The 22399-nt window shown below is 68.7% G+C and carries 19 protein-coding genes; 11 read left to right on the top strand and 8 right to left on the bottom strand.

Annotation, left to right across the window (positions count from 1 at the left end):
* Position 1: 1 nt before the first annotated feature.
* Complete coding sequence (gene rhaI, locus ABD893_RS00900; protein ID WP_345075605.1) at positions 2-1180, bottom strand: L-rhamnose isomerase; 1179 nt, start codon at positions 1178-1180, stop codon at positions 2-4.
* Between the two features lie 283 nt (positions 1181-1463).
* On the opposite strand from rhaI, the gene ABD893_RS00895 reads away from it, so the two are divergent.
* The 7 genes from ABD893_RS00895 (at position 1464) to ABD893_RS00865 (ending at position 8136) form a co-directional block, all read left to right on the top strand.
* On the top strand, positions 1464-1823 hold the full coding sequence (locus ABD893_RS00895; RefSeq protein WP_345075604.1) for an L-rhamnose mutarotase: 360 nt from the start codon (positions 1464-1466) through the stop codon (positions 1821-1823).
* Between the two features lie 148 nt (positions 1824-1971).
* Positions 1972-3306 (top strand): BNR-4 repeat-containing protein, encoded by a 1335-nt coding sequence (locus tag ABD893_RS00890; RefSeq protein ID WP_345075602.1) that lies wholly within the window; start codon positions 1972-1974, stop codon positions 3304-3306.
* Positions 3307-3357: 51 nt separating this feature from the next.
* Positions 3358-4410 carry an alpha/beta hydrolase gene (locus tag ABD893_RS00885; RefSeq protein WP_345075601.1) on the top strand — a complete coding sequence of 351 codons (1053 nt, stop codon included), beginning with the start codon at positions 3358-3360 and terminating at the stop codon, positions 4408-4410.
* 79 nt (positions 4411-4489) lie between these two features.
* On the top strand, positions 4490-6211 hold the full coding sequence (locus ABD893_RS00880) for an ROK family protein (RefSeq protein ID WP_345075600.1): 1722 nt from the start codon (positions 4490-4492) through the stop codon (positions 6209-6211).
* Between the two features lie 50 nt (positions 6212-6261).
* On the top strand, positions 6262-7104 hold the full coding sequence (locus ABD893_RS00875; protein ID WP_345075599.1) for a DUF1206 domain-containing protein: 843 nt from the start codon (positions 6262-6264) through the stop codon (positions 7102-7104).
* Between the two features lie 197 nt (positions 7105-7301).
* Positions 7302-7865: a hypothetical protein gene (locus ABD893_RS00870; RefSeq protein ID WP_345075598.1), complete on the top strand. Its 564-nt coding sequence runs from the start codon at positions 7302-7304 to the stop codon at positions 7863-7865.
* Positions 7866-7908: 43 nt separating this feature from the next.
* Positions 7909-8136 (top strand): hypothetical protein, encoded by a 228-nt coding sequence (locus ABD893_RS00865; RefSeq protein ID WP_345075597.1) that lies wholly within the window; start codon positions 7909-7911, stop codon positions 8134-8136.
* A 155-nt stretch (positions 8137-8291) separates the two neighbouring features.
* On the opposite strand, the gene ABD893_RS00860 is transcribed toward ABD893_RS00865, so the two are convergent.
* The gene (locus ABD893_RS00860) at positions 8292-9476 is read right to left on the bottom strand and encodes a sensor histidine kinase (protein WP_345075596.1); all 1185 of its coding nucleotides are present in this window, start codon (positions 9474-9476) and stop codon (positions 8292-8294) included.
* 479 nt (positions 9477-9955) lie between these two features.
* Here ABD893_RS00860 and ABD893_RS00855 point away from each other — a divergent pair, with 479 nt between their 5' ends.
* Positions 9956-10189, top strand: a complete 234-nt coding sequence (locus ABD893_RS00855; RefSeq protein ID WP_345075594.1) for a hypothetical protein — start codon at positions 9956-9958, stop codon at positions 10187-10189.
* Positions 10190-10622: 433 nt separating this feature from the next.
* Positions 10623-11303: a response regulator gene (locus ABD893_RS00850; RefSeq protein WP_345075592.1), complete on the top strand. Its 681-nt coding sequence runs from the start codon at positions 10623-10625 to the stop codon at positions 11301-11303.
* Between the two features lie 48 nt (positions 11304-11351).
* Here the strand turns inward: ABD893_RS00850 and ABD893_RS00845 are convergent, their stop codons facing one another.
* The 6 genes from ABD893_RS00845 to ABD893_RS00820 form a co-directional block, all read right to left on the bottom strand.
* The gene (locus ABD893_RS00845) at positions 11352-12704 is read right to left on the bottom strand and encodes a glycoside hydrolase family 27 protein (RefSeq protein ID WP_345075591.1); all 1353 of its coding nucleotides are present in this window, start codon (positions 12702-12704) and stop codon (positions 11352-11354) included.
* A gap of 4 nt (positions 12705-12708) precedes the next feature.
* The gene (locus ABD893_RS00840) at positions 12709-14013 is read right to left on the bottom strand and encodes a D-arabinono-1,4-lactone oxidase (protein ID WP_345075590.1); all 1305 of its coding nucleotides are present in this window, start codon (positions 14011-14013) and stop codon (positions 12709-12711) included.
* A 139-nt stretch (positions 14014-14152) separates the two neighbouring features.
* Complete coding sequence (gene araA / locus ABD893_RS00835) at positions 14153-15661, bottom strand: L-arabinose isomerase (RefSeq protein WP_345075588.1); 1509 nt, start codon at positions 15659-15661, stop codon at positions 14153-14155.
* A 79-nt stretch (positions 15662-15740) separates the two neighbouring features.
* Positions 15741-16460 (bottom strand): L-ribulose-5-phosphate 4-epimerase, encoded by a 720-nt coding sequence (locus ABD893_RS00830; protein ID WP_345075587.1) that lies wholly within the window; start codon positions 16458-16460, stop codon positions 15741-15743.
* Between the two features lie 132 nt (positions 16461-16592).
* Positions 16593-18236: a xylulokinase gene (locus ABD893_RS00825; RefSeq protein WP_345075586.1), complete on the bottom strand. Its 1644-nt coding sequence runs from the start codon at positions 18234-18236 to the stop codon at positions 16593-16595.
* A gap of 72 nt (positions 18237-18308) precedes the next feature.
* Positions 18309-19331 carry a LacI family DNA-binding transcriptional regulator gene (locus ABD893_RS00820; RefSeq protein WP_345075585.1) on the bottom strand — a complete coding sequence of 341 codons (1023 nt, stop codon included), beginning with the start codon at positions 19329-19331 and terminating at the stop codon, positions 18309-18311.
* 281 nt (positions 19332-19612) lie between these two features.
* On the opposite strand from ABD893_RS00820, the gene chvE reads away from it, so the two are divergent.
* Both chvE and mmsA read left to right on the top strand, forming a co-directional pair.
* Complete coding sequence (gene chvE / locus ABD893_RS00815) at positions 19613-20770, top strand: multiple monosaccharide ABC transporter substrate-binding protein (RefSeq protein ID WP_345075584.1); 1158 nt, start codon at positions 19613-19615, stop codon at positions 20768-20770.
* 37 nt (positions 20771-20807) lie between these two features.
* Positions 20808-22394 carry a multiple monosaccharide ABC transporter ATP-binding protein gene (mmsA, locus tag ABD893_RS00810; RefSeq protein ID WP_425548324.1) on the top strand — a complete coding sequence of 529 codons (1587 nt, stop codon included), beginning with the start codon at positions 20808-20810 and terminating at the stop codon, positions 22392-22394.
* Positions 22395-22399 lie beyond the last annotated feature (5 nt).

Genomic DNA, 22399 nt, shown 5'->3' with positions numbered 1-22399 from the left:
CTCAGGCTCCCCATCCCATCTGGTTCCCGCCCACGCGCTCCGCGGCGACCTTCTCCTCGTAGCCGCTCGCGCGGAATGCCGCGAAGGGATCTACCGGCAGCCCCTGCTCCTCCCGGAAGGCCGCGAGGGCCGGGCGCACATCGGTCCAGAAGGCGTCCATGAGGATCGCGTTCGCCTCGAGGACGTCGTTGCTCTCCTGGGCGGCGGTGAGCGCCTCGCGGTCCACCAGCAGCGCCTTGACCAGAGTCTCCTGCACGTTCAGCACGGAGCGGATCTGTCCCTGGATCTTCGACTCCAGGTTGTGGCACTGATCGAGCATGAAGTTCACGCCCGAGGCGGGCCGGTGCGCATCCTGCTGCACGATCTCGAAGAGGATCCGGAACAGCTGGAACGGATCCGCGGCGCCGACGATCAGGTCGTCGTCCCCGTAGTTGCGGGAGTTGAAGTCGAAGGCGCCGAGCCGGTTCTGGCGCAGCAGCTGGGCGACGATGAACTCGATGTTCGTGCCCGGGGCGTGGTGTCCGGTGTCGAGCACCACCTGCGCCTTCTCGCCGAGTGCGAGGCAGTGCAGGAGGCTCGTGCCCCAGTCCGGAACATCGGTGTGATAGAACGCCGGCTCGTAGAACTTGTACTCGAGCACCAGGCGCTCATCATCGCCGAGGCCCAGGTAGATCTCCTGCAGCGACTCCGCCAGGCGGTCCTGGCGGGCGCGGATCGAGTCCTGGCCGGCGTAGTTGGTGCCGTCGGCCAACCAGATCTTCATCTCCTTGGAGCCGGTGGCCCGCATGACGTCGATGCACTCGAGGTGATGGTCGATCGCCCGACGGCGCACGGACTTATCGCCCGCGGTGAGGGAGCCGAACTTGTACTCGTCATCCTGGAAGGTGTTGGAGTTGATCATCCCCAGCGTCATGCCCTGCTCCGCGGCGTACTCGCGCAGCACACCGAAGTCCTCGACCTTGTCCCAGGGGTAGTGCAGCGAGACTCGCGGGGCGGAGCCGGTGAAGGCGTGGGTCTGGGCGGCGTCGGCGATCTTCTCGAAGGGGTCACGCGGGGTGCCGGGGGTGCCGAACACCTTGAAGCGGGTACCGGAGTTGCCGTAACCCCAGCTGGGGACCTCGATCGAGAACTCGGCGAGGTCACGGGCGATCTCGGCGGGAAGGGTGGAGGGGGTGGGCATGGGGGCTCCTTCGCGATGCGTCGGGCTCCGGTCGACGGCAGCGATGCGACTGCTTCCTGGTGCGAAGACGGGAGGACGCTATATTGAAACGACTCAACATTGACGCTATCACGAGCCCCAGAGATGCACCAGAGGATCCTTGTGTGCCACGTGCACTGAGGTCGGTGCGCAGTTCGCGCACAGTCGGCCATCGTCCCACCGACTGGGAAAGCGTTTGACACTTGCGTGCTCGCAGTCCACTCTGTTGCGGCCTGAGTATTTTTGCTGCCAGAGGAGGATCACGATGGTCACCCCCGACCTGGACACCCTCCTCGCCACCAGCGAAGCCCGCAGCCCCCACCGCTGCTGCTTCCTGCTGCACGTGCGCCCGGAGAAGCTCACCGAGTACGTCGCCGCCCACCAGGACGTCTGGGAGGAGATGCGCGAGGCGCTGAGCGCCGCCGGCTGGCGCAACTACTCGCTGTTCCTGCGGCCCGAGGATGGCATGGTGGTCGGCTACTTCGAGGCCGACGACGTCGATGCCGCCCAGGGCGCCATGGCCCGCGCGGCGATCTCCCCTCGCTGGGAGGCGGCGATGGGGGAGTACTTCACCCCGGGCGGCGACGAGAAGCAGGTGCTGCCGCAGTACTTCCACCTTCCCTGACCGCCCGACCTCCTCGGGCGCACTGCCCGCCCCGCCCCGCCCCACGCCACCGCACCCGCCCCACCCCATCCCGCGTCGCCCGCGACCGCGGGCACCACGTGCACCACCGCCACCGCCGGCACCACCACCACCGAACATGAGGAGCCCGATGAGCTCGCCCGCCCCGCACCCCACCCAGCCTGCGCTGTCAGAGTCCGTCCAGGTCATCAACCCGGACGGCGCCTGGTGCTGGTTCCAGGACGAACGCGCGCTGGTGGATCCCGAGGCCGGGCTGCTCGTCGTCGGCTCCATCGCCTCCGGTGGTGCGGACCAGGATCCGGCCCGGCGCGGCGACCTCGACCTCACCGTCGTCGACCTCGCCGCCGGCACCGCACAGGTGGTCACCCTCCACCCGGGGTTCGAAGCTGATGATCATGACGTGCCGGCACTGTGGCGCCGGCCGGACGGCCGCTGGCTCGCGGTCTACGCCCGGCACAAGACCGACAACCTCACCCACTGGCGGATCAGCGAGCCCGGAGACCCCACCCGCTGGGGCGAGGAGCGCATCTACGACTGGAGCGAGCACACCGGCGGGCGCGGCGTCACCTACTCGAACCTCCACGAGATCGACGGCCGCCTCTACTGCTTCGCACGCGCCGTCAATGACGACCCCTGCGCCCTGGTCTCCGACGATCACGGAGACACCTGGAGCTACGCCGGCAAGCTCTTCGACCGCCCGAAGATCGGCTACGTCAACGGCTACGCCCGCTACGCCGACGGTGCTGCCGGACTGCATGTGCTGGTCACCGACCATCACCCGCGCGACGTCGACAACTCGATCTACCACGGCACCCTCTCTCGCGGCCGCCTCCACGACAGCACGGGCCGGCCGGCGGAGTCCGCACTGTTCGCCGAGCCCGTCCCGGACCAGGCCCAGCTCACCACCGTGCTCGCGACCGGCATCGAACTCGGCGGGGCGCAGCTCAGCCATGCCTGGACCACCGATATCCGTGAGGCCGATGGCCAGCTCGCCGCAGTGATGACGGCGCGCGCGAACCACCGCGCCGAGCCCGATGGTGCGGACCTGGGCCGCAACGTTCCCGTCGACGATCTGCGCCTCGTCTACGCACGGCTCGGAGCCGACGGGCAGTGGACGCTCTCACCGCTCGCCCACGCGGGACCGGGCCTGCTGCCCCATGAGCAGGACTACTCGGGCCTGGCGGCGATCGACCCCTATGACGTCTCCACCGTCTACGTGTCCACCCCGGTCGATCCGCGCGACGGCACCCGCCATGACCACCATGAGATCTACCGTGGACGCAGCGCCGATGGCGGGCGAGGCTGGGACTGGTCACCGGTGACCGAGCACTCCACGGTCGACAACCTGCGTCCGATCGTCGCCCCGGGCGATCCGAGCACCACCCATCTGCTCTGGTTCCGCGGCGACATGCGCTCCTCCCAGGACTACGACTGCGAGGTCGTGCTCCGCAACAGCCCGCGCTGACGGTCACCCACGCCCCAGCGCCCCTCGCACCCCCTCCGAAAGGACCCCTCGATGACCGAGCAGACCTCTCCGGATCTCCGTCCCGCCCTCCGTGATCCCGCAGCGGAGGTGACCGCCGCCCCCACCGCCCTGGGTGAGATGGAGCGACGGCTGCGCACCCTCGGCGGCGTCGCCGCCTGGGACGATCTCGACCCGGAGGTGCACCGCCTCTGGGACGAGCCGTACGGCCCCGCCGAGGACTGGGAACTGCAGATCGAGGACCGCGAGATCCCCGGCCCCCACGGGCCCGTGCCCGTGCGCATCTACACCCCGCAGACTGCGGCAGCCGGACCACGCCCCTGCCTGATCTGGTGCCACGGCGGCGGCTTCATGCACGGCGACCTCGACATGCCCGAAGGTGACCACGTGGCGCGCGGCGTCGCGGGCCGTGCGGACGCCGTCGTGATCTCCGTTGACTACCGCCTCTGCGACGAGATCGACGGAACGCCAGCTCGGGCTTTCCCCGGCGGCCCCGAGCACGTCCTCGCGCCGATCCCGCTGGATGACGTCTGCGCGGCAGTCGCCTGGGCCCGGCAGAGCGCCGACGCACTGGGCATCGACCCTGGACGGGTCGCGCTCGGCGGGGCGAGCGCGGGTGGCAACCTCGCGGCGACGGCCTCCCTGCGCCTGGCCGATGAGGGCACCCCGCTCGCCGCCTCCCTGCTGCTGTACCTGGTCGCCCATCCGCTGCGCTCCGAGCCTGACGCCGAGGAGGCCCAGGCGCTCGACGCGACCCCGCCGATGCTGCGCTTCTCCCTGGACACGATGCGCGCGATGTCCGGCAACTACATCGGCCGGCCCCTCGAGGAGGCGACGCCCTACGACTTCCCGGGGCTCGCCACCCGTGAGCAGCTGGCAGTGCTGCCGCGCACCTATGTCGAGACCGATGAGTACGACGACCTGCGCGTCAGCGGCCGCCGCTACGCGCAGCAGCTCGACGAGGCCGGGGTCGACGTCGAGTACGTCGTGCGCCGCGGCGTGTGCCACGGGCACCTCAACCGAGTGGGCCTCGTGGAGGCACGCGAATCGATGGACCGGATGGGAGAGATCGTCCGCGGGCTGTGAACTGCGAGTTCTGAGCTCTGAGCTCTGAGCTGTGAACCGACGCCGGGAGCACGGGAACGACGGAAGGATGAGGGACGCCATGCAGCCTCCGCAGCACGGGATCATCGCCCCGGACCGGGATGTCCTCGCGATCCTCGCCGCCGGCGCCGACTACGTCGAGCCGACGATCGTCGGGAACGTGATCGTGCAGGACCAGGATGGCCGCTGGCAGGCCGACCCGGCGCTGCGAGACCGGGCGCCCTCCCCGTCCTTCGCGATCCTCTGCCCCGGCGAGCTGAGGCTCTCCGACCCGGCATTCCCCCTCGACCAGGTCCGCGATTACCTGCAGATCGCCTTCGCCGCAGTCTCCGCCCTGGCCCGGCCCGGCGCCATGGTGGTGCCCGGCAGCGGCGGCGCGCGGCGTCTCCCCGAAGGAGTGGATCCGCGTGCGGGGCGCCAGCAGTTCGCACGCGCCGTGCAGGTGGCCCGTGACGTCGCCGCCGATCACGGACTCGAGGTGATCCTCGAGCCGCTGCATCGCGGGGAGACCGACCTGATCAACACCCTGGCCGAGGCGATCGAGTTCCTCGACGAATTCGGGATGGGCGAGGTCAGGGTCGTCGCGGACCTCTTCCACGTCATGCTCGAACAGGAGCCGCTCGCAGTGGTTCGTGCCCACGCGGGCCGCGTCGCGCACGCCCACATCGCCGACACCGGCCGTCTCCCACCCGGTCAGGGCGACTGGCCGAACCCGGGCCGAGGAGCACTGCTCGCGGTGGATGTCGCCGAGACCTACGTGCGGGTGGATCTCTACGACCTCTCCTTGGCCCGCCTCGACCAGGAACGCGTCGAGCTGGCACCGGGCACCCAGAACATCGACTCGATCGCCGAGCACATCGGTGACTGCACAGATCTGATGCTGGAGCGCCATCCGGAGCTCGATGGGAAGGTGCTCGGGGCCGGGATCTCCCTGCCGGGCCAGGTCGACCCCGCCCGCGGGGTGACCGTCTTCGCCCCGAACTGGGGATGGCACGAGGTGCCGCTGCTCGACGCCCTCGAACGGGCTGTCCCCGTCCCGGTGCGGATCGACAACCCGCTGATGGCCCTGGCGACCGGGGAACTGTGGTTCGGCGCAGGCCGTCGCTTCCGCAATTTCGTCGCGGTGAACCTGGGCACCGGGGTCGGGGCAGGAATCATCATCGACGGGCAGCTGCTGCGCGGGCCGGGGAACTCCGCCGGCGAATGGGGGCACACCACCCTGATCTGGAACGGACGTGCCTGCGGCTGCGGCCGGAAAGGCTGCGTCGAGGCGTACGTCGGGGTCGAGGGGATCCGCGCCACACTCTGCGAGATCGCCCCGGAGCACGAGCTGCTGGAGGTCACCCACCATCGCACCTTCATCGAGCGCCTCATGCGGGCGGACGCCGCTGGTGACTCTTCCGCGCAGGAGGCGCTGCTGCGCACGGGTGACTACCTCTCGGCAGGTATCGGCAATCTGGTGAACCTCCTGAATCCGGAGCATGTCTCCGTCTTGGGATGGATCACCCGCTATGCCGGTGCTGAGCTCCACGACCGCGTACGGGAACGTATCGCGCAGGAGTGCCTTCCGGGCCCTTCGAGCATGTTCAGCATGGAGTTCACGGAGGCCGACGGTGAGGGCGTGAGCCTGGGGATGGCGGTGCTCGCACTCGAAGGGTTCCTGGAGCGGGTGGGCCTGCCGAGCCCATCGAGCGCGCCGGCTGCGACGTCCCCGGCCGAGGACGGGGCTCGGCGGCCTGGCTGGGCGGTGCCGCATTCAGCATCGAGCGCCTCCCGCCGCTGATTTCGAGATCTCCGGTCCGCGCGAGATCCCCGGTCTCCTACAGTGGGCCCATGAATCCCGCGCGCAGCGCCCGTGAAGGCGCCGAATCTGTCGAGAACGCCGCCGAGGACGTCGCCGAGAACCCTGCGTTCGAGGCCATCGCCCGCGGCGGGTTCGTGATGAGCGGGCTGGTCCATGTGCTGATCGGGGTGATCACGCTGCAGATGGCGCTCGGCGGATCCTCCGAGGATGCCGACCAGTCCGGGGCGCTGCGCACACTCGCCGCGGCGCCGGGCGGGAACATCCTGCTCTGGATCGGCGGCCTGGCGATGGCCGCGCTGGTGATCTGGCATCTGGTCGAGACCTGGTTCGGAGCCAAGGGGAAGCAGGACGCGAAGGACCGCGCCGCCCACATCATCAAGACCCTCGGCAAGGCCGCGGTGTACGCGGCGCTGGCCGTGACCGCGTTGCGCTTCGCCGCCGGGGGAGGCAGTGACTCCGGACAGCAGACCACCGAGCTCACCGCGGGGATGATGGGCAGTGCCGCGGGGCGGGTCCTCATCGTGGTCGTGGCGCTGGTGGTGATCGGCATCGGCTGCTTCCACGTGTACAAGGGTGCGAGCCGCAGCTTCGAGGACGACCTGCGGATCCCGCCGGGGCAGAGGGTCGCCGGGGCGATCGTCGTGACCGGCATCCTGGGGTATATCGCCAAGGGCATCGCGCTGCTCGGCGTCGGCCTGATGTTCGGCTGGGCCGCCTTCGGCGCGGACCCGGAGAAGGCCAGCGGCCTGGACGGGGCGCTGAAGGCCATGGCACAGCTGCCCGCCGGCACGATCGTGCTCGCAATGATCGGCGTGGGCCTGATGCTCTACGGCGTCTACGCGGTGCTGCGCTCGCGCTACGCGCCCATGTGAGGGGGCTGAGTCCGCTGCTCATGCCCGATGCCGCACCGGACGTCGCACGACGCGATCCATTTGTCGCGCCGCGGTCCTCCTGATGAAGCATGAGAAGGGTCCTGAAGTACGTGGTGCCGTTCACCGGCTGGCCGATACGTTGCTTGTGGGCAACGGTCCAGTGGCCTCGACGAACCGGAGAGGGAAGAGGGGCAGTTATGTCGGAGAAGATGCTGGTGGGGCGCCGAGCGCTGATCGCCGCATGTGTTGCGGTGCCTGCAGTGGCGGTGACCGGAGGTGTCGCGACGGCGGCACCGGTGAAGATCGCCCTCCCTGCAGGACAGAAGCGCGGAACGGTCGTCGAAACGGTCGAGGACGGCACCAAGATCTATGAGGTGCTGGATCGCGAGGGGAACGTGGTCGGCTACACGCTTGACGATGACAAGCTTCGGCAGATGTCGACCGCGAGCATGGCGCTGGCTCAGGAGGATACCCTCGACGGAAGTCTTCAGATCCGGGTCGTGACTCCGAGTGGAGTGACGAGCGTGGCGGCATGCGCGGCCGCTATCGCCGGCTTCGTAGCACTCACCGTGTTCCCGGCCGCGCGCGTCGCGAAGCTGGCCTGGCGTCTGGGGAAGCTCACGGTGAAGTACGGTCCGACGCTGGTTGCGAGGATCTTCCGTGGTGCCCGCGGCATCGCTGGTCGTACCGTGGAGAAGGAACTGATCGACCTCGCTAAGTCGCTGACGGGTGTTGCCGCACTCGCGGCGTGCGGACTCTGACCGGCCCGAGACGACCTGACCCAGACGGCAAGAAGGAGGACCCATGGCTGCCCGATCTGATCGAAGGAGCAGCACTGCACGCAGTTCGTCGAGCGCGATCCTGCTCGGGGTAGTGATGGCAGTGGTGGGAATCTGGTTGCTTGTCGGGGACGTGAGGCTGGGGGCGCTGGTCATCGAGCGCAACCTGTTCTTCGGCATTGTGGCGCTCATTGCCGCTGCGTTGAGTCTCGTCGGAGGCGGCATGGGTCTCTTCCGGTCCCGCAGCAGGTGAAGCCTGACTCCGGGGGTGGAGGATCAGCTTTGCGATGAGCGGCCCGGAGGAGAGGAGCCGGACTCGCCAGCATCTGAGGATGCTGGCGAGTCCGACGTGCATCAGGGGGGCCACGCTCCCCAGTTCAGGCTGTCGGCAGCCGGCTGTGTGGAGAACTACTTTTCGGGAAGTCTCGCCATGAGTGTGAAACTCTCTCCGCTCTGCTGGGTCTCAAGTGTTCCCCCGAGCAACGATGCTCTTTCGCGAAGCCGCGCGAGACCGTAGCCGGATGTTCGCGGGAAATCTTCAGGGCTGGTGGTGCCCGATAGGGAATTGCTGATGCCAAGTCGAATCCCGTGGTCGTCCGCGCGCAGGTCGATGGAGACATGGGGCCTGGTCGGACCGTGTTTGATGATGTTCGTGACGGCTTCCCTGACGATGCGCACGGTCGCGTGCTCCACGGAGGATGATGCGTTGAGGGGGCCGCGCTGGACTATCTCCACGGTCGCGCCGAGGGCTGTCAGCTCGCGCTCCGCCTCCTTGAGTGCGTGGCCCACGGCGACGGTCTCAGGCATATGTTCGCCGCCGGCTTGCGAGTCGTTGGCCACGCGTAGAAGTCGCCGGATATCGGCGAGGGCTTGATCTGCACTGTTTCGGATGACCTCCTGGGAGGCGTCTCGACCCTCTTGATCACGGACGCGCTCGAGAACACGAACATGCATTGCTATCAGCGTGATATTTCGGGCGATGGTGTCATGGAGTTCGTCAGTGATTCGAAACCGCTCTGTGGTGACCGCAGCTTCCCTCGCACGCTCGAGACGGGCGAGGTCGGCCGCGAAATGCTGTTGGCGGCGATGCGCTGCGCTCAGTGCGATGCCGATTCCAGAGCATGTGATCAGTACGAGTCCGAGCGCGACCACGCCTCCGATGTCGGAGAAGCTGGAAGTTGCCACAGCAAATGCCGAGAGGCCGATCACCGCGGAAACGTAGATCGCGGTGAATCTGGACGGGGATGTGTACGCAACCAGCCCGCTGCCGATGGCCAAGTGCAGCAGCTCGTCGCCTGGGGGGCCCGTTGCCATGTGGGTGAGCGCACCCATCAGGAGGAGGATCGCCGCGGTCAAGGGCTGCCAACCGAATAGCGCGGTGGCGAAAAGCATGACGGCACTCGACAGGGCGTTCTGCCAAGTGTTCGGGGTACCGGTGACGTGCAACACCAGATCGACGCCACCGGTGATGGAGACGATCGTGACCAAGGCAATTCTTCCGCGACGCGAAAGATCCGTGAAGACCGGTTGCTCGATGGCGGCGGATGTGGGCCCGTGGGGATGCGTGCTGCCGCAGGCTCGGTCCGTCGTCATGTGCTCAGGATGCGCGAGTTGCGGGAGTCTGTCACTACTTGCAGATGCCGAGCAGGCGGCACAGTGATTTCATCACTTGTCCGGCCGGCGATGCTTGTGCGAGGTGGAACAGGATGTTGTTCATTGAAGCCTCTCGTGGTGGCGCGGTGATCCCTGATCGTCCCAGCTGATCGGTGTGGTCGGACGGGCACTTTTGGATCAACCCTTGCGACTTATGTATGGCCTCGCGTGTCGGTGATGCAGTTCCGGTGATCAGCCGCGGGAGGATCTACCCGCGGGCTTTCCTCGTTGAGGTGTCCGAGGGGTGGGTCGTCATGAGTGAAGGCGCTCCGCGGCTCCGCCCGCGGCCTCCGCAACCTCACCAACTACATCGCCCGCAGCCTCCTCTGATCAGGAGGCTTCAGACCCCTGCTGCACCCTCAAATGCGATGAGCCGGCAATGTACTATTGGGGAACTTTGACGTCGAGGAGGCGGAAGTATGGCAGATTCGAAACGCAAACACGGCAAGGTGTTCGCCTGGTTGGTGGCGATTGGCATCGTGGCGTTTGTCGGTCTTCCGACTGCGCTGCTCTTCGGTCTCGGCGACCTGATCTTCGACGGCCCCAAAGAAGGCGTGATCTCTTTCTTCGGTACGCTCGGCTTCATTGCGGTTCTGCTCGCTATCGGATTCGTATGGGAGCAGGTCAAGGAACGGCGAAATCGGGGCCGGTGAGACCTGGCGGTCACGCCAGCGCTGTCTACGCAAGAACGTGGCCCTCTGAGGGGCGAAAAGCTGACAAAGTCAGCGGCCCCCAGAGGGCCACGGTGCTGCCATACTTCCGGGGATATTCGCATTTGAGTGTGGTGCCCTGCTGAGTCAAGGTGCGTCGCCGGCGTGTTCGTCGGTGGCTGCGTAGCGGGATACAGGTCTAATAGTGGTCGTGGTTGCGGTAGCCCCGGGCCGGCCACCACCAACACTGACAGCCGGTTCAGACTCCTCGCTGACCGCCTCTCCAAGGATCACTGGCACTGGACGCCCGACCACCGCGACCGACACGCGGCGGACCGTCACACCCCAATGTCGGAATCAGCTCGCAACCATCGGTCACCACGCCGACCGGGCTGACCTGCAGACCCCACGAAAGATCGAGGCTAAGCTCGATGGGATGGAGCGAATTCAGGTGCTGCTTGTCGACGATGATCCCCTCGTCCGTCACGCCTTGAGGTTCTTCGTCGATGGGGCCGTGGATCTCTGTGTCGTCGGCGAGGCCGGCGACGGGGAGGCGGCGGTGTCGCTGGCGCGGGAGCTGGGGCCGGATGTCATATTGATGGACCTGCATATGCCGAGGATGGGGGGCGTCGAGGCGACTCGACAGGTTGTCGAGCTGTTTCCTGAGATGCATGTTCTTGCGGTGACCACGCTGAGCACCGAGAGGCACGTCGTCCCCGCGCTGCGTGCCGGGGCGTCGGGGTACCTCGTGAAGGACACGGAGCCGGATGAACTCGTAGCCGCCATCCGAGAGGTGCATTCTGGGCGCTCGATGATCTCCCCGGAGATCACGTTCGAACTGATCAGCACGATCCGTGGTGATGCCCTGCGCAATGATGGCCGCAGGATGGCGGAACAACTGACAGCGCGCGAAATCTCTATCGTACGGCTCATCGCGCGCGGGATGTCGAATGCGGAGATATCGGCGACCCTGCATCTGTCGGAGCCGACGATCAAATCGAATCTCACGCGATTGATGAGGAGGTGGCGGGTTCGGGATCGCGTCCAAGTTCTTATTTATGCGATCACGCATGATGTCATCGATGTCGATATGCTCGAGGTCGGAGACGGCGAATAGGTGTCGTGCGGGTGCGAGAGAACGTGGGGAATGGGCTGAAAGCTCTGTCTACTGCCTGTCACCACGGAGCAGCACCGCTCCATGACGCGGGATCACCACGTCGATCGCGCTGGACCCCGGGGCGACGCCGCGCGCCGCGTCGGACTGCACGGAGACCGCACGCACCGGCACGAGCTCCCCGCTCCACAGCTCGGTGACCTCGCCGACGAGCGCAGCGGGCAGGCCCACGTCCTGGCTGTCCAGCGACACCGCGAGCTCCTCCTCACCCACATTGAACGCGCCGACGTACTGCTCGCCCTCCAGCCCGTCGGCCGTCCACAGGATCAGCGCGCCCTCGCGGAACACCTCGCGATTGCCGGTGGAGCCGGCGTGCACGGCGAGCACGTCGGCGTTCTGCAGCAGCGCGATCGTCGCGGGATCCGAGCTGGGCAGGTCCCCTCCCACCATGAGCGGGGAGCGGGCGATCACCCACAGCGTCATGAGGGTGCGGCGTTCGTCGGGCGTGAGCAGGTCATCGCGGGGCTCGCCGCGCTCGGCCCGGATCCCGATCCGGCCCAGCGGCAGCATGTCCCCGTCGGCCCAGCCGTCCGGGCTCGAGTGCGGGGCCCAGCGGGCGAAACGGGCGAAGTTCGCCTCGACGTCCTCCCACCGATCCCACAAGTCATCGCAGATCCGCCACATGGTCGCGTGCTCGCGCAGATGGTCCAGGCGGGTCAGCGACAGGTCGCGGCCGGGGGAGAGGGACAGCTGCATCGGCCGCCCGGAGCGCTCGATCGCCCCGGCGAAGGCCTCGATGTCGGCGGCCTGGTACGGCCAGAGCATGTCATCGACCTTGAGGAAGTCCACGCCCCAGCCCGCATACAGCGCGAGCACCGAGTCGTAATAGGCGCTCGCACCGGGCGCCGTGTGGTCGATGCCCACCATGTGTGGGTTCCACTCGCAGGAGTTCGTGGGGTCGGCGATGTCTCCGGCGCGCAGCTCTGAGCCGAGCACGGGGCTGTTCGCTGCGACGGCGCGGCGCGGGATCCCGCGCATCACGTGGATGCCCAGCCGCAGCCCGAGGCCGTGGATCTGCTCCGCGAGCGGTCCGAAGCCGGCGCCGCCCGCGGCGCTCGGGAATCGCACCGGGTCCGGCAGCAGCCGCCCGTGCTCGTCCATCGTGAGCGGGGCGCCGACGTTATAGCCGTGGGAACGGGCCGACGGGTCCGACCAGTCGATGTCGATCACCACGGTGTCCCAGCCGTAGGGGGCCAGGTGCTCCGCGAGGAAGCGGGCGTTCGCGAGCACCTCCTCCTCGGTGACGGTGGTGCCGAAGCTGTCCCACGAGTTCCAGCCCATCGGCGGGCGGGCCGACGAGGTGCTGGGCGCAGTGGCGGGTGTGGTTGCGAGCGTGGGTGTCATCGGGTCACTCTCCGAGCAGACGGTCGACGTAGGCATTGGTGAACACGCGGCCCGGATCCAGCCGCTCGCGCAGCGCGAGGAAGTCCTCCAGCCGCGGGTACGGGGCACGCACCTGCGCGGGGTCGAGGGTGAAGACCTTTCCCCAGTGCGGGCGCGGCGCGAACGGGGCCAGGCGCTCCTCGATCTCGGGCAACAATGCTGTGACCTGCTCGGGAAGCTGCTTCCAGGTGAAGTGCACGCAGGCGCTGTCGCGCTGGTAGGCGGGGGAGAGCCACAGCTCGTCGGCCGCGACGGTGCGGATCTCGGAGGCATGCAGCAACGGCCGGATCCGCTCGCCGAGCTCGCTCACCGCCGCCACCGCTGCGGCCAGATCCTCGCGCGCCACGAAGTACTCCGACTGGATCTCCTCGCCGTTGCTCGGAGTGAACTCGAGCCGGAAATGGGGCAGCCGCTCATGGGAGGGGCCGGGTTCCCCGGTCTGGTCGGTGCAGAAATCGGCGGGCATCCCCGCCAGTGGATGCACCGGCCGACGGGCCCGGCGGCCGCCCAGCCACTGCTCCGGCAGCTCCTCATCGACCCCCGCCACCTGCTTCACCCAGGCCTGGTCGATGCGGCCGTCCCAGTGGTGGAAGAGGCTCACGCTGGTCCCGCCCGCGAGCATCGCCAGCATGCCCTCGCCCGTCGTGCTCTCGGGAGGAAAGTCCAGGTGGACGGTCTGGCGCATCGGGGCGGCGGGCACCAGGTCCAGGGTCAGGTAGGTGACGATGCCGAGCATCCCGAGGGAGAGCACCGCCCCGGCGAAGACCTCGGGATCCGCGTCACGGGACAGGGTGAGCTGGTCCCCGCCTGCGGTGACCAGCTCGATCGCCCGCACCGAGGAGGCCAGCGAAGGGCTGCCATCCCCCGAGCCATGGGTGCCCGTCGCACTCGCCCCGCCCACCGAGATGTGGGGGAGGGACCCCATGTTCGCGAGCGCCAGTCCGTGCTCGGCCGCCGCGAGCGCGAGCTCCCCGTAGCGCACCGCCGCGGCGACCCGGACGGTGCGCGCTGCGGCGTCGAACTCGAGATCGGCGGGCAGGTGCGCGAGGGTGACCAGGTCCGCGTCGCTCGCGGCGATCTCGGAGAAGGAGTGCCGCGTGCCGAGCGCCCGGATCCTTGGGCTGCGGCCCACCAGCGCGCGCAGCTCCGCGACCGAGGTCGGTGCATGCAGCGGTCCGGGCCCGTAGTCCACGGTCCCGGACCAGCTGCGCCCGGGGCGGGTGTGCGCGGAATCGGGGGCGTGCGCGGAAGGGGTCCCAGCGGGCATCATTGCTCCAGCTCTTCGAGGGTGGTCACGTCATCCTGCCGAAATGTGCCGGCCAGCGGGGCAAAGTAGGGCGATAGATCGCGCTATCGCCCCACTTTGTCCCGCTGGCCGGGCTTCTCCCGCGGGCGGGACGAGGTGGGGCTCAGAAGCCCTGGCCGAGGCGGTAGAACACCTGGTTGGTGCGCAGCTCCTGGGCGAAGGAGCGCACCGTGGTGTTCTCGTCGATGACCGCGAGCTCGAGATCACCGATCGTCGCGAGGTCCTCCCAGACCTCGAGGCCCACGGCAGTGGTCATCACCGTGTGGTGGGCGGCGCCGGCGGTCAGCCAGCACTCGGCGGAGGTCGCGAAGTCGGGAGCGGGCTCCCAGACGGCGCAGGCCACCGGCAGCTTCGGCAGCTCCTGCGCGGGCTCGACCACCTTCACCACGTTGGCGACCAGGCGGAACCGCTCGCGCATGTCGGAGAGCGCGACCACGATGGCGGGGCCGGCGTCGGCCGTGAACTTCAGGCGCACCGGGTCCTCGCGGTCGCCGATGCCCAGCGGGTGGATCTCGAGCGACGGCTTCGCGGTGGTCAGCGAGGGGGAGACCTCGAGCATGTGGGCGCCGAGGATCTGCTCGCGGCCGGGGGTGAGCTCGTAGGTGTAGTCCTCCATCAGGGAGGCGCCGCCGGGCAGGCCGTGGCCCATCACCGCGGCGACCCGCACCAGGATCGCGGTCTTCCAGTCGCCCTCGGCGCCGAAGCCGTAGCCGTCGGCCATGAGGCGCTGCACTGCGAGGCCCGGCAGCTGGCGCAGCCCGCCGAGGTCCTCGAAGTTCGTGGTGAAGGCGCCGAAGCCGCCCTCCTCGAGGAAGGTGCGCAGGCCGAGTTCCTGGCGGGCGCCGTAGCGCAGCGAGTCGTGGCGCTCCCCGCCCTGCTTCAGCTCGGGGACGATCTCGTACAGCTCTTCGTACTCGGCGACCAGTGCGTCGATCGCGCTCTCCTCGACCGCGTCGACCACGGCGACCAGGTCGTTCACGCCCCAGGTGTTCACGGAGACGCCGAGTCGCAGCTCGGCCTCGGTCTTGTCCCCCTCGGTGACGGCGACGCCGCGCATGTTGTCGCCGAAGCGGGCGAGCTTCAGCGAGTGCATCTCGGCCCAGCCGGTCGCGGCGCGGGCCCAGCGGCCGATCTTGTCCTGCACGCCCTCATCCGAGGAGTGGCCCACGACGGTCTTGCGGTTCACGCCGAGGCGGGTGGCGATGTAGCCGAACTCGCGGTCGCCGTGCGCGGCCTGGTTGAGGTTCATGAAGTCCATGTCGATGCTGGACCAGGGCAGCTCGACGTTCGCCTGGGTGTGCAGGTGCAGCAGCGGGGTGCGCAGGGCATCCAGGCCCTGGATCCACATCTTCGCGGGGGAGAAGGTGTGCATCCAGGCGATGACGCCCACGCAGGCAGGGTCGGCGTTCGCGGCCAGGGCGGTCTCGCGGATCGCGTCACGGTCGGTGAGCACCGGCTTCCAGACGATCTTCACGGGGATGCCGCCTGCGGCGTCGAGGGTCTCGGCGATCACACGCGACTGCTCGGCGACCTGGTCGAGCGTCTCGGGGCCGTACAGGCCCTGGCTGCCGGTCAGGAACCAGATCTCGCGGGCTTCGAAGGGGTTCTGCATGGGGGTGTCCTCATCCTTCAGGGGTAGTGGGTCGACGGCGCCGACGGGGTCGGTGGGTCGGGGGTGCCGGGGGCCTGCGTCAGCGCTGGCCGTAGACGTTCTGGTAGCGGTCGTAGAGCGAGTCGATCAGGCTCGGCTCGATGGGCAGGGGCTCACCGAGCTGGCGGGAGATGTGCACCGTGCGGGCGACCTCCTCGACCATCACGGCGGCCTTCACCGCGGCGCGGCCGTCCTTGCCGAGGGTGAACGGGCCGTGGTTCTGCATCAGCACGGCGGGGCTGCGGTGGCCTTCGAGCGTCTCGACGATGCCGCGGCCGATCGAGTCGTCGCCGATCACGGCGAAGGGGCCGACGGGCACGGGGCCGCCGAACTCGTCGGCCATCATCGTCAGCACGCAGGGGATCTCTTCGGCGCGAGCGGCCCAGGCGGTGGCGTAGGTCGAGTGTGTGTGCACGACCCCGCCCACCTCGGGCAGGTAGGAGTAGACGTAGGCGTGGGCGGCGGTGTCCGAGGAGGGGGTCAGCGTGTCGGGGGTGCCGTCGTCGATCTTCACGCCGTCGAGCGTGCAGACCACCATCGTCTCGGCGGTGAGCTCGTCATAGGAGACGCCGGAGGGCTTGATGACCATCAGCCCCGGGACCTCGGGCGCGGTGGCGGGGACCCGTTCGGAGACGTTCCCGGCCGTCCACACCACCAGCCCGTTGCGGGGCAGCTCGGCGTGGAGGGCGGCGACCCGCTCGCGGGTGGCGGCCACCGCCTCCTGGGTATCGACGGGGAGGGTGGCGAGGGCGAGAGTCATCAGGGCTCCTGGGAGGTCGTGGGGAAGAGTGAAGAGGCGAGCCCAGCCGGGTCAGCGAGGCCAGCCGGGTCAGCTGGGTCAGCCGGGTCAGCCGGGTCAGCGAGGCCAGCCGGGTCAGCTGGGTCAGCCGGGTCAGCTGAGCAGGTCGCCGGCGAGCCGTTCGACCGGGAGCCCGGTGCGATAGCTGGCCAGCCACTGGGCGTGCCCGGCCATCCCGGCCTCGTCGGGCTCGAGGGTGCTGAGCTGCTGGGAGGCGAAGATCTCGGTGCCCAGGAAGTCGCCGAGGGAGGCCTGCCCCTGCTCCTGCCCCTGGCCGCGGGCGCGAGCGGTGAAGGCGGCGAGCAGGGCCATGCCCCAGGCGCCGCCCTCGGCCGCGGAGTCGCCGACGGCGACCGGGGTGGCGAGCGCGTCGGCCAGCACCTGCTGGGCGACGCCTGCGGTGGCGAAGATGCCACCGTGGGCGTACATCACGTCCAGCTGCACGCCTTCGTCCTTCAGCAGGGCCTCCATGCCCACGGCGAGCGCCCCGAAGGCGCCGTAGAGCTGGGAGCGCATGAAGTTCTCGAGGGTGAAGCGGGCTTCCTGCTCGCGCACCAGCAGGGGGCGGCCGGAGGGGACGCCGGTCTGGTGCTCGCCGGAGACGTAGTTGTAGCTCAGCACTCCGCCGGCGTCGGCGTCGCCCTGGGCTCCCGCGCCGAACAGTGCGCCGTACAGCTCCTCGGGGCCGACGGGGTGGCCCAGCAGCTCGGCGAAACGGCTGAACAGGCCCAGCCAGGCGTCGAGGTCGGTGGTGCAGTTGTTGGTGTGGATCATCGCGACCGGATCCCCGGCCGGGGTGGTGACCATGTCGATCTCCTCGCGCGGGCCGGAGAGCTGCCCCTCGAGGACCACCATGGCGAAGGCGCTGGTGCCGGCGGAGACGTTGCCGGTGCGCGGGGCGATGGCGTGGGTGGCGACCATGCCGGTGCCGGCGTCCCCCTCGGGAGGCGCGGCGACCGCGCCGGACTGCAGCGCGCCGGTGGGATCCAGCAGCGCCGCCCCCTCGGTGGTCAGGGAGCCGGCATCCTGCCCGGCGGTCAGCACCTCGGGGAGCACCTCGGGCAGGGCCCAGGGCAGCTCCGCGACTCCGTCCAGGGCGGAGAACCGCTCCAGGAGTGCGGGGTCGAAGGCGTCGCCGGCGGCGGAGATCGGGAACATGCCGCTGGCATCGCCGACGCCGAGCACGGACCGCCCCGTGAGCTCGCGGTGCACGTATCCGGCCAGCGTGGTGAGCTGCGCCAGCTGCTGCACGTGCTCCTCGCCGCCGCGGATCGCATGCAGCAGATGCGCGACGCTCCAGCGCAGCGGGATGTTCACACCGAGGGCCTCGCTGAGCTCGCCGGCGGCCTCGGTGGTGAAGGTGTTGCGCCAGGTGCGGAAGGGGGTGAGCAGCTCGCCGTCGGCGTCGAGGGGGAGATAGCCGTGCATCATCGCGGAGATGCCGAGGCTCGCCAGCTGCGTGAGCTCCACCCCGTGCTGCTCACGCACCTCGCGCACCAGATCCGCGTAGCAGTCCTGGATACCGGCCCAGACGCTGTCCAGGGAGTAGGTCCAGCTCTCGTCCACGAGCTGGTTCTCCCAGGCGTGGGAACCGGTGGCGAGCACCGTGCCGGCATCGTCGATCAGAGCGGCTTTGATGCGGGTCGAGCCCAGCTCGAGGCCCAGATGGGCGCGGCCGGCCCCGATCAGGGAGGCGGGGTCGGAATGCTCTGAGGGGGTCACGGCGGCGTGCGTCATGCGCCTATCCCACCAGGGAAATCACGCGATGTCAACGTTCACATTGGCACCAGGCGACGGCTCCCGACCAGGTCAGTGGGTGCGTTCAGGGAGGGTCGAGCGGCGCACCACCAGGCGCGGCGGCAGCGTGCTGGGCGTCCCTGGCGGCGGCTCTCGGTCCTCGAGCATGCACAGCAGGCGCTCGAGGGCGAGGCGTCCCAGCTCGGCGAAGGGTTGGGCGACGGTGGTCAGCGAGGGGATCTGGAACTCCGCTCCCATCGTGTTGTCGAAGCCCACCACCGCGACCTCCTCCGGCACTCGCAGGCCGTGCTCGTGCAGGGCGTGGAGCACGCCGATCGCCATCATGTCGTTCGCCGCGAAGATCGCGTCCGGCAGTCCGCTGCGCACCAGCTCGCTGGCGAGCTCGTAGCCGGAGCGCGGGGTCCAATCCCCGGGGCCCACGACCGTTCCGTCCAGGCCATGCAGGGCGAGGGCCTGCTCGAACCCCTCGCGCCGGGCGCAGGCGTCGAACCAGTCCTGGGGGCCCGCGATATGCGCCACTGAGCGCACTCCGGTGCGAGCCAGGTGCTCGATGACCTGGTGTGCTCCAAGGTGCTGGTCCACCCCCACGACCTGGACCTCCGGGTTCCGGGCCGGCACCGCGGTGACGGCGACGACGGGGGTCGAGCGTGACAGCGAGGCGACCGCCGGAACCATGCCCTCATGGGCGGCGACCACCAGGATGCCGTCCACACCGGTGCCCAGCAGCTCGGCTCCGATCTGGGGGCTGCTGTCTGCGTCGGGACCGACGGTGGTCAGCAGCATCGAGTAGCCGGCTCGACGTGCAGCGGCCTCGATGGCGGTGGTCGTCTCCGTCGGCCCGAACAGGGAGGAGCCGTCGTTGAGCAGCCCGATCAGGGAGGAGCGCGTGGTCTTCAGCGCTCTGGCCGCGCGGTTGCGGGTGTAGCCCAGCTCGGTGATCGCTGCGAGCACGCGGGCACGGGTGTCCGGGCGCACGATCTGCGGTTCGTTGAGCACTCGCGAGACGGTCTGGTAGGAGACCCCGGCGCGGCCGGCGACATCCGCCATGGAGGGGCGGCGCAGGGTGGGAGCCACGGGGATATCTCCTTTCCAGGACGGGGTATATGGGCTGCAGGTGAGGCGGTGGCCTGCAAGATCGATTCACATCAGAGCAACGTGCCGTCGCGCCCCGGTCCGGCGATATGTCCGTTGCTGATTCGTGACCCGCGGCGGCCTCGGAGGGGTGACACACGGGCATGTGAACGTTAGCATTCGAGGCGTTCCACACCATCGTCGGCGTGCGAACCGCGGACCCCAGCCAGCCTGGAGGACCCCTGCTGCAGGGCGCAGACGGAGATTTCAAGGAGGAAATACCCATGCACAAGCACAATCGCAGAAACTTCCTGCTCGGCGCATCGGCCACAGCGGCGGCGCTCGGACTGGCCGCCTGCGGCGGTGAGGGAGCTGGCTCCGGCGGCCCCGATCCCGATGCGGAGCCGAGCGAGCTGACCGTCGGCGTCGCGATGCCGACCCAGACCTACGAGCGCTGGGTCGCGGACGGCGACAACATCAAGGCGGGCCTCGAGGAGAAGGGGTTCACCGTCGACATGCAGTACGCCGACGATGACATCCCCACCCAGCAGCAGCAGATCGATCAGATGGTCAACTCCGGGGTGAACGCCCTGCTGATCGCCTCGATCGACGGCGCCTCCCTCTCGGCGCAGCTCGAAGCGGCGGCCGCCGCAGGGATCCCGGTCATCGCCTACGACCGCCTGCTCACCGACAGCGAGAACGTCGACTTCTACGTCACCTTCGACAACTACAAGGTGGGCGTGAACCAGGCCAATGCCCTGATGTTCGGCCTGGGCCTGCTGGATGAGAGCTTCGAGCCGGCCGGCGATGCCCCCGAGGGGCCGCTGAACGTCGAGCTCTTCGCCGGTTCGCTCGATGACAACAACGCCCACCTCTTCTGGCAGGGCGCCATCGACACGCTGCAGCCCTACTTCGACGATGGCACGCTCGTGGTGCTCTCGGAGCAGATGGACATCGAGCAGGCCGCCACCCAGCGCTGGGAGCAGGAGACGGCGCAGAAGCGCATGGAGACCCTGCTGACCACCCACTACGGCAGCGGCGAAGAGCTCGCCGGAGTGCTGGCACCCGCCGATCCGCTGTCCCGCGGCATCATCAACGCGCTGCAGAACTCGGGCCTGGGGCCCACCATCGAGGAGGGCCTGCCGGTGGTCACCGGGCAGGACGCCGAGATCGCCTCGATCAAGCTCATCGCCGACGGCGTGCAGTCCTCGACGATCTTCAAGGACACGCGGGACCTCGCCGACCAGGCGATCCTCTCCGCGGAATCGATCCTGAACGGCGAGGAGCCGGAGGCCAACGACACCGAGACCTACAACAACGGCGTGAAGGTCGTGCCCTCGTACCTGCTCGAGGTGCAGATGGTGCTGCAGAGCAACTACGAGGAGATCATGGTCGACTCGGGTTACTACACGCCGGAGCAGGTCGAGGCCGGCCAGCTCTGAGCGCAGGGCTTCGCAGAACACCCGGTGGGGCCTCGGCATGCATCGACGCAGCGCCGGGGCCCCCTGCCCGAAGGAGGGCTCTTTGACCGAGAACATCCTCGAGATGCGGTCCATCACCAAGAGATATCCCGGAGTCGTCGCCCTCAAGGACGTGTCCCTGACGGTCGGCGAGGGCGAGATCCACGCGATCTGCGGCGAGAACGGCGCCGGCAAGTCCACGCTCATGAAGGTGCTCTCCGGCGTCGAGCCGGCCGGGACCTATGAGGGCGAGATCCACTTCCGCGGTCGCCCGGTCAGCTTCGCGAGCATCAACGACTCCGAGGCGGAAGGCATCGTGATCATCCACCAGGAGCTCGCCCTGGTGCCCCACCTGTCGATCGCCGAGAACATCTTTCTCGGCAACGAGCAGACCCGCGGCGGAGTGATCAGCTGGCACGAGACCAACGCCCGCGCCGCCGAGCTGCTCGAGCGCGTGGGCCTGAAGGAGAAGCCGGTCACGCCCGTCGGCCAGCTGGGCGTGGGCAAGCAGCAGCTGGTCGAGATCGCCAAGGCGCTCACGAAGAACGTGACCCTGCTGATCCTGGACGAACCCACCGCAGCGCTGAACGATGATGACTCCGAGCACCTGCTCGGGCTCATCCGCGGGCTGCGCGAGGAGGGCGTCACCAGCATCATCATCTCTCACAAGCTCGGAGAGATCGCGGCGGTCGCCGATGCCACCACCGTCATCCGTGACGGTTCGACCATCGAGACCATCGACATGCAGGTGCCCGCCGAGCAGCGGCACACGCTGGTGCCCCGCATCATCAAGGGCATGGTGGGGCGCGACATCGACAGCCTCTACCCGGAGCGGCGCGCCGAGATCGGCGAGGAGATCTTCCGCCTCGAGGACTGGCACGTCGGCCACCCCACCCAGGCAGGTCGCACCGTCGTCGACGGTGCGGCGCTGAACGTCCGCGCCGGCGAGGTGGTCGGCATCGCGGGCCTGATGGGCGCCGGGCGCACCGAGCTCGCGATGAGCCTGTTCGGCCGCTCGTACGGACGGGACATCTCCGGGACCGCCTACATGCACGGCCGCCCGGTGCAGCTGCGCACGGTCTCCCAGGCGATCAAGGCCGGCATCGCCTACGTCTCCGAGGACCGCAAGCAGTACGGCCTGAACCTGATCCAGGACATCCGCACCAACATCACGGCGGCATCGCTCAAAAAGGTCACCCACGGCGGATGGATCAACGGCAATGAGGAGATCGCGGTGGCCGAGCGCTACCGCTCCTCGCTCAACATCAAGACCCCGACGGTGATGGCGCAGGTCGGGAAGCTCTCGGGCGGCAACCAGCAGAAGGTGGTGCTCAGCAAGTGGCTGTACACCGAACCCGAGCTGCTGATCCTGGACGAGCCCACCCGCGGCGTTGACGTCGGCGCGAAGTTCGAGATCTACACGATCATCAACGAGCTCGCCGAGGCCGGCAAGGCGATCATCGTCATCTCCTCGGAGCTGCCCGAGGTCATGGGCCTGTCCGATCGCATCTACACACTGTCCACCGGCCGCATCACCGGCGAGGTCGCCGCCCAGGACGCCACGCAGGAGCACCTCATGGAGCTCATGACCATGGAAAGGGAGTGAGTGCG

Source organism: Brachybacterium paraconglomeratum (assembly GCF_039541415.1).
GTDB lineage: Bacteria > Actinomycetota > Actinomycetes > Actinomycetales > Dermabacteraceae > Brachybacterium > Brachybacterium paraconglomeratum_A.
This window is presented reverse-complemented; position numbering and strand designations above follow the sequence as displayed.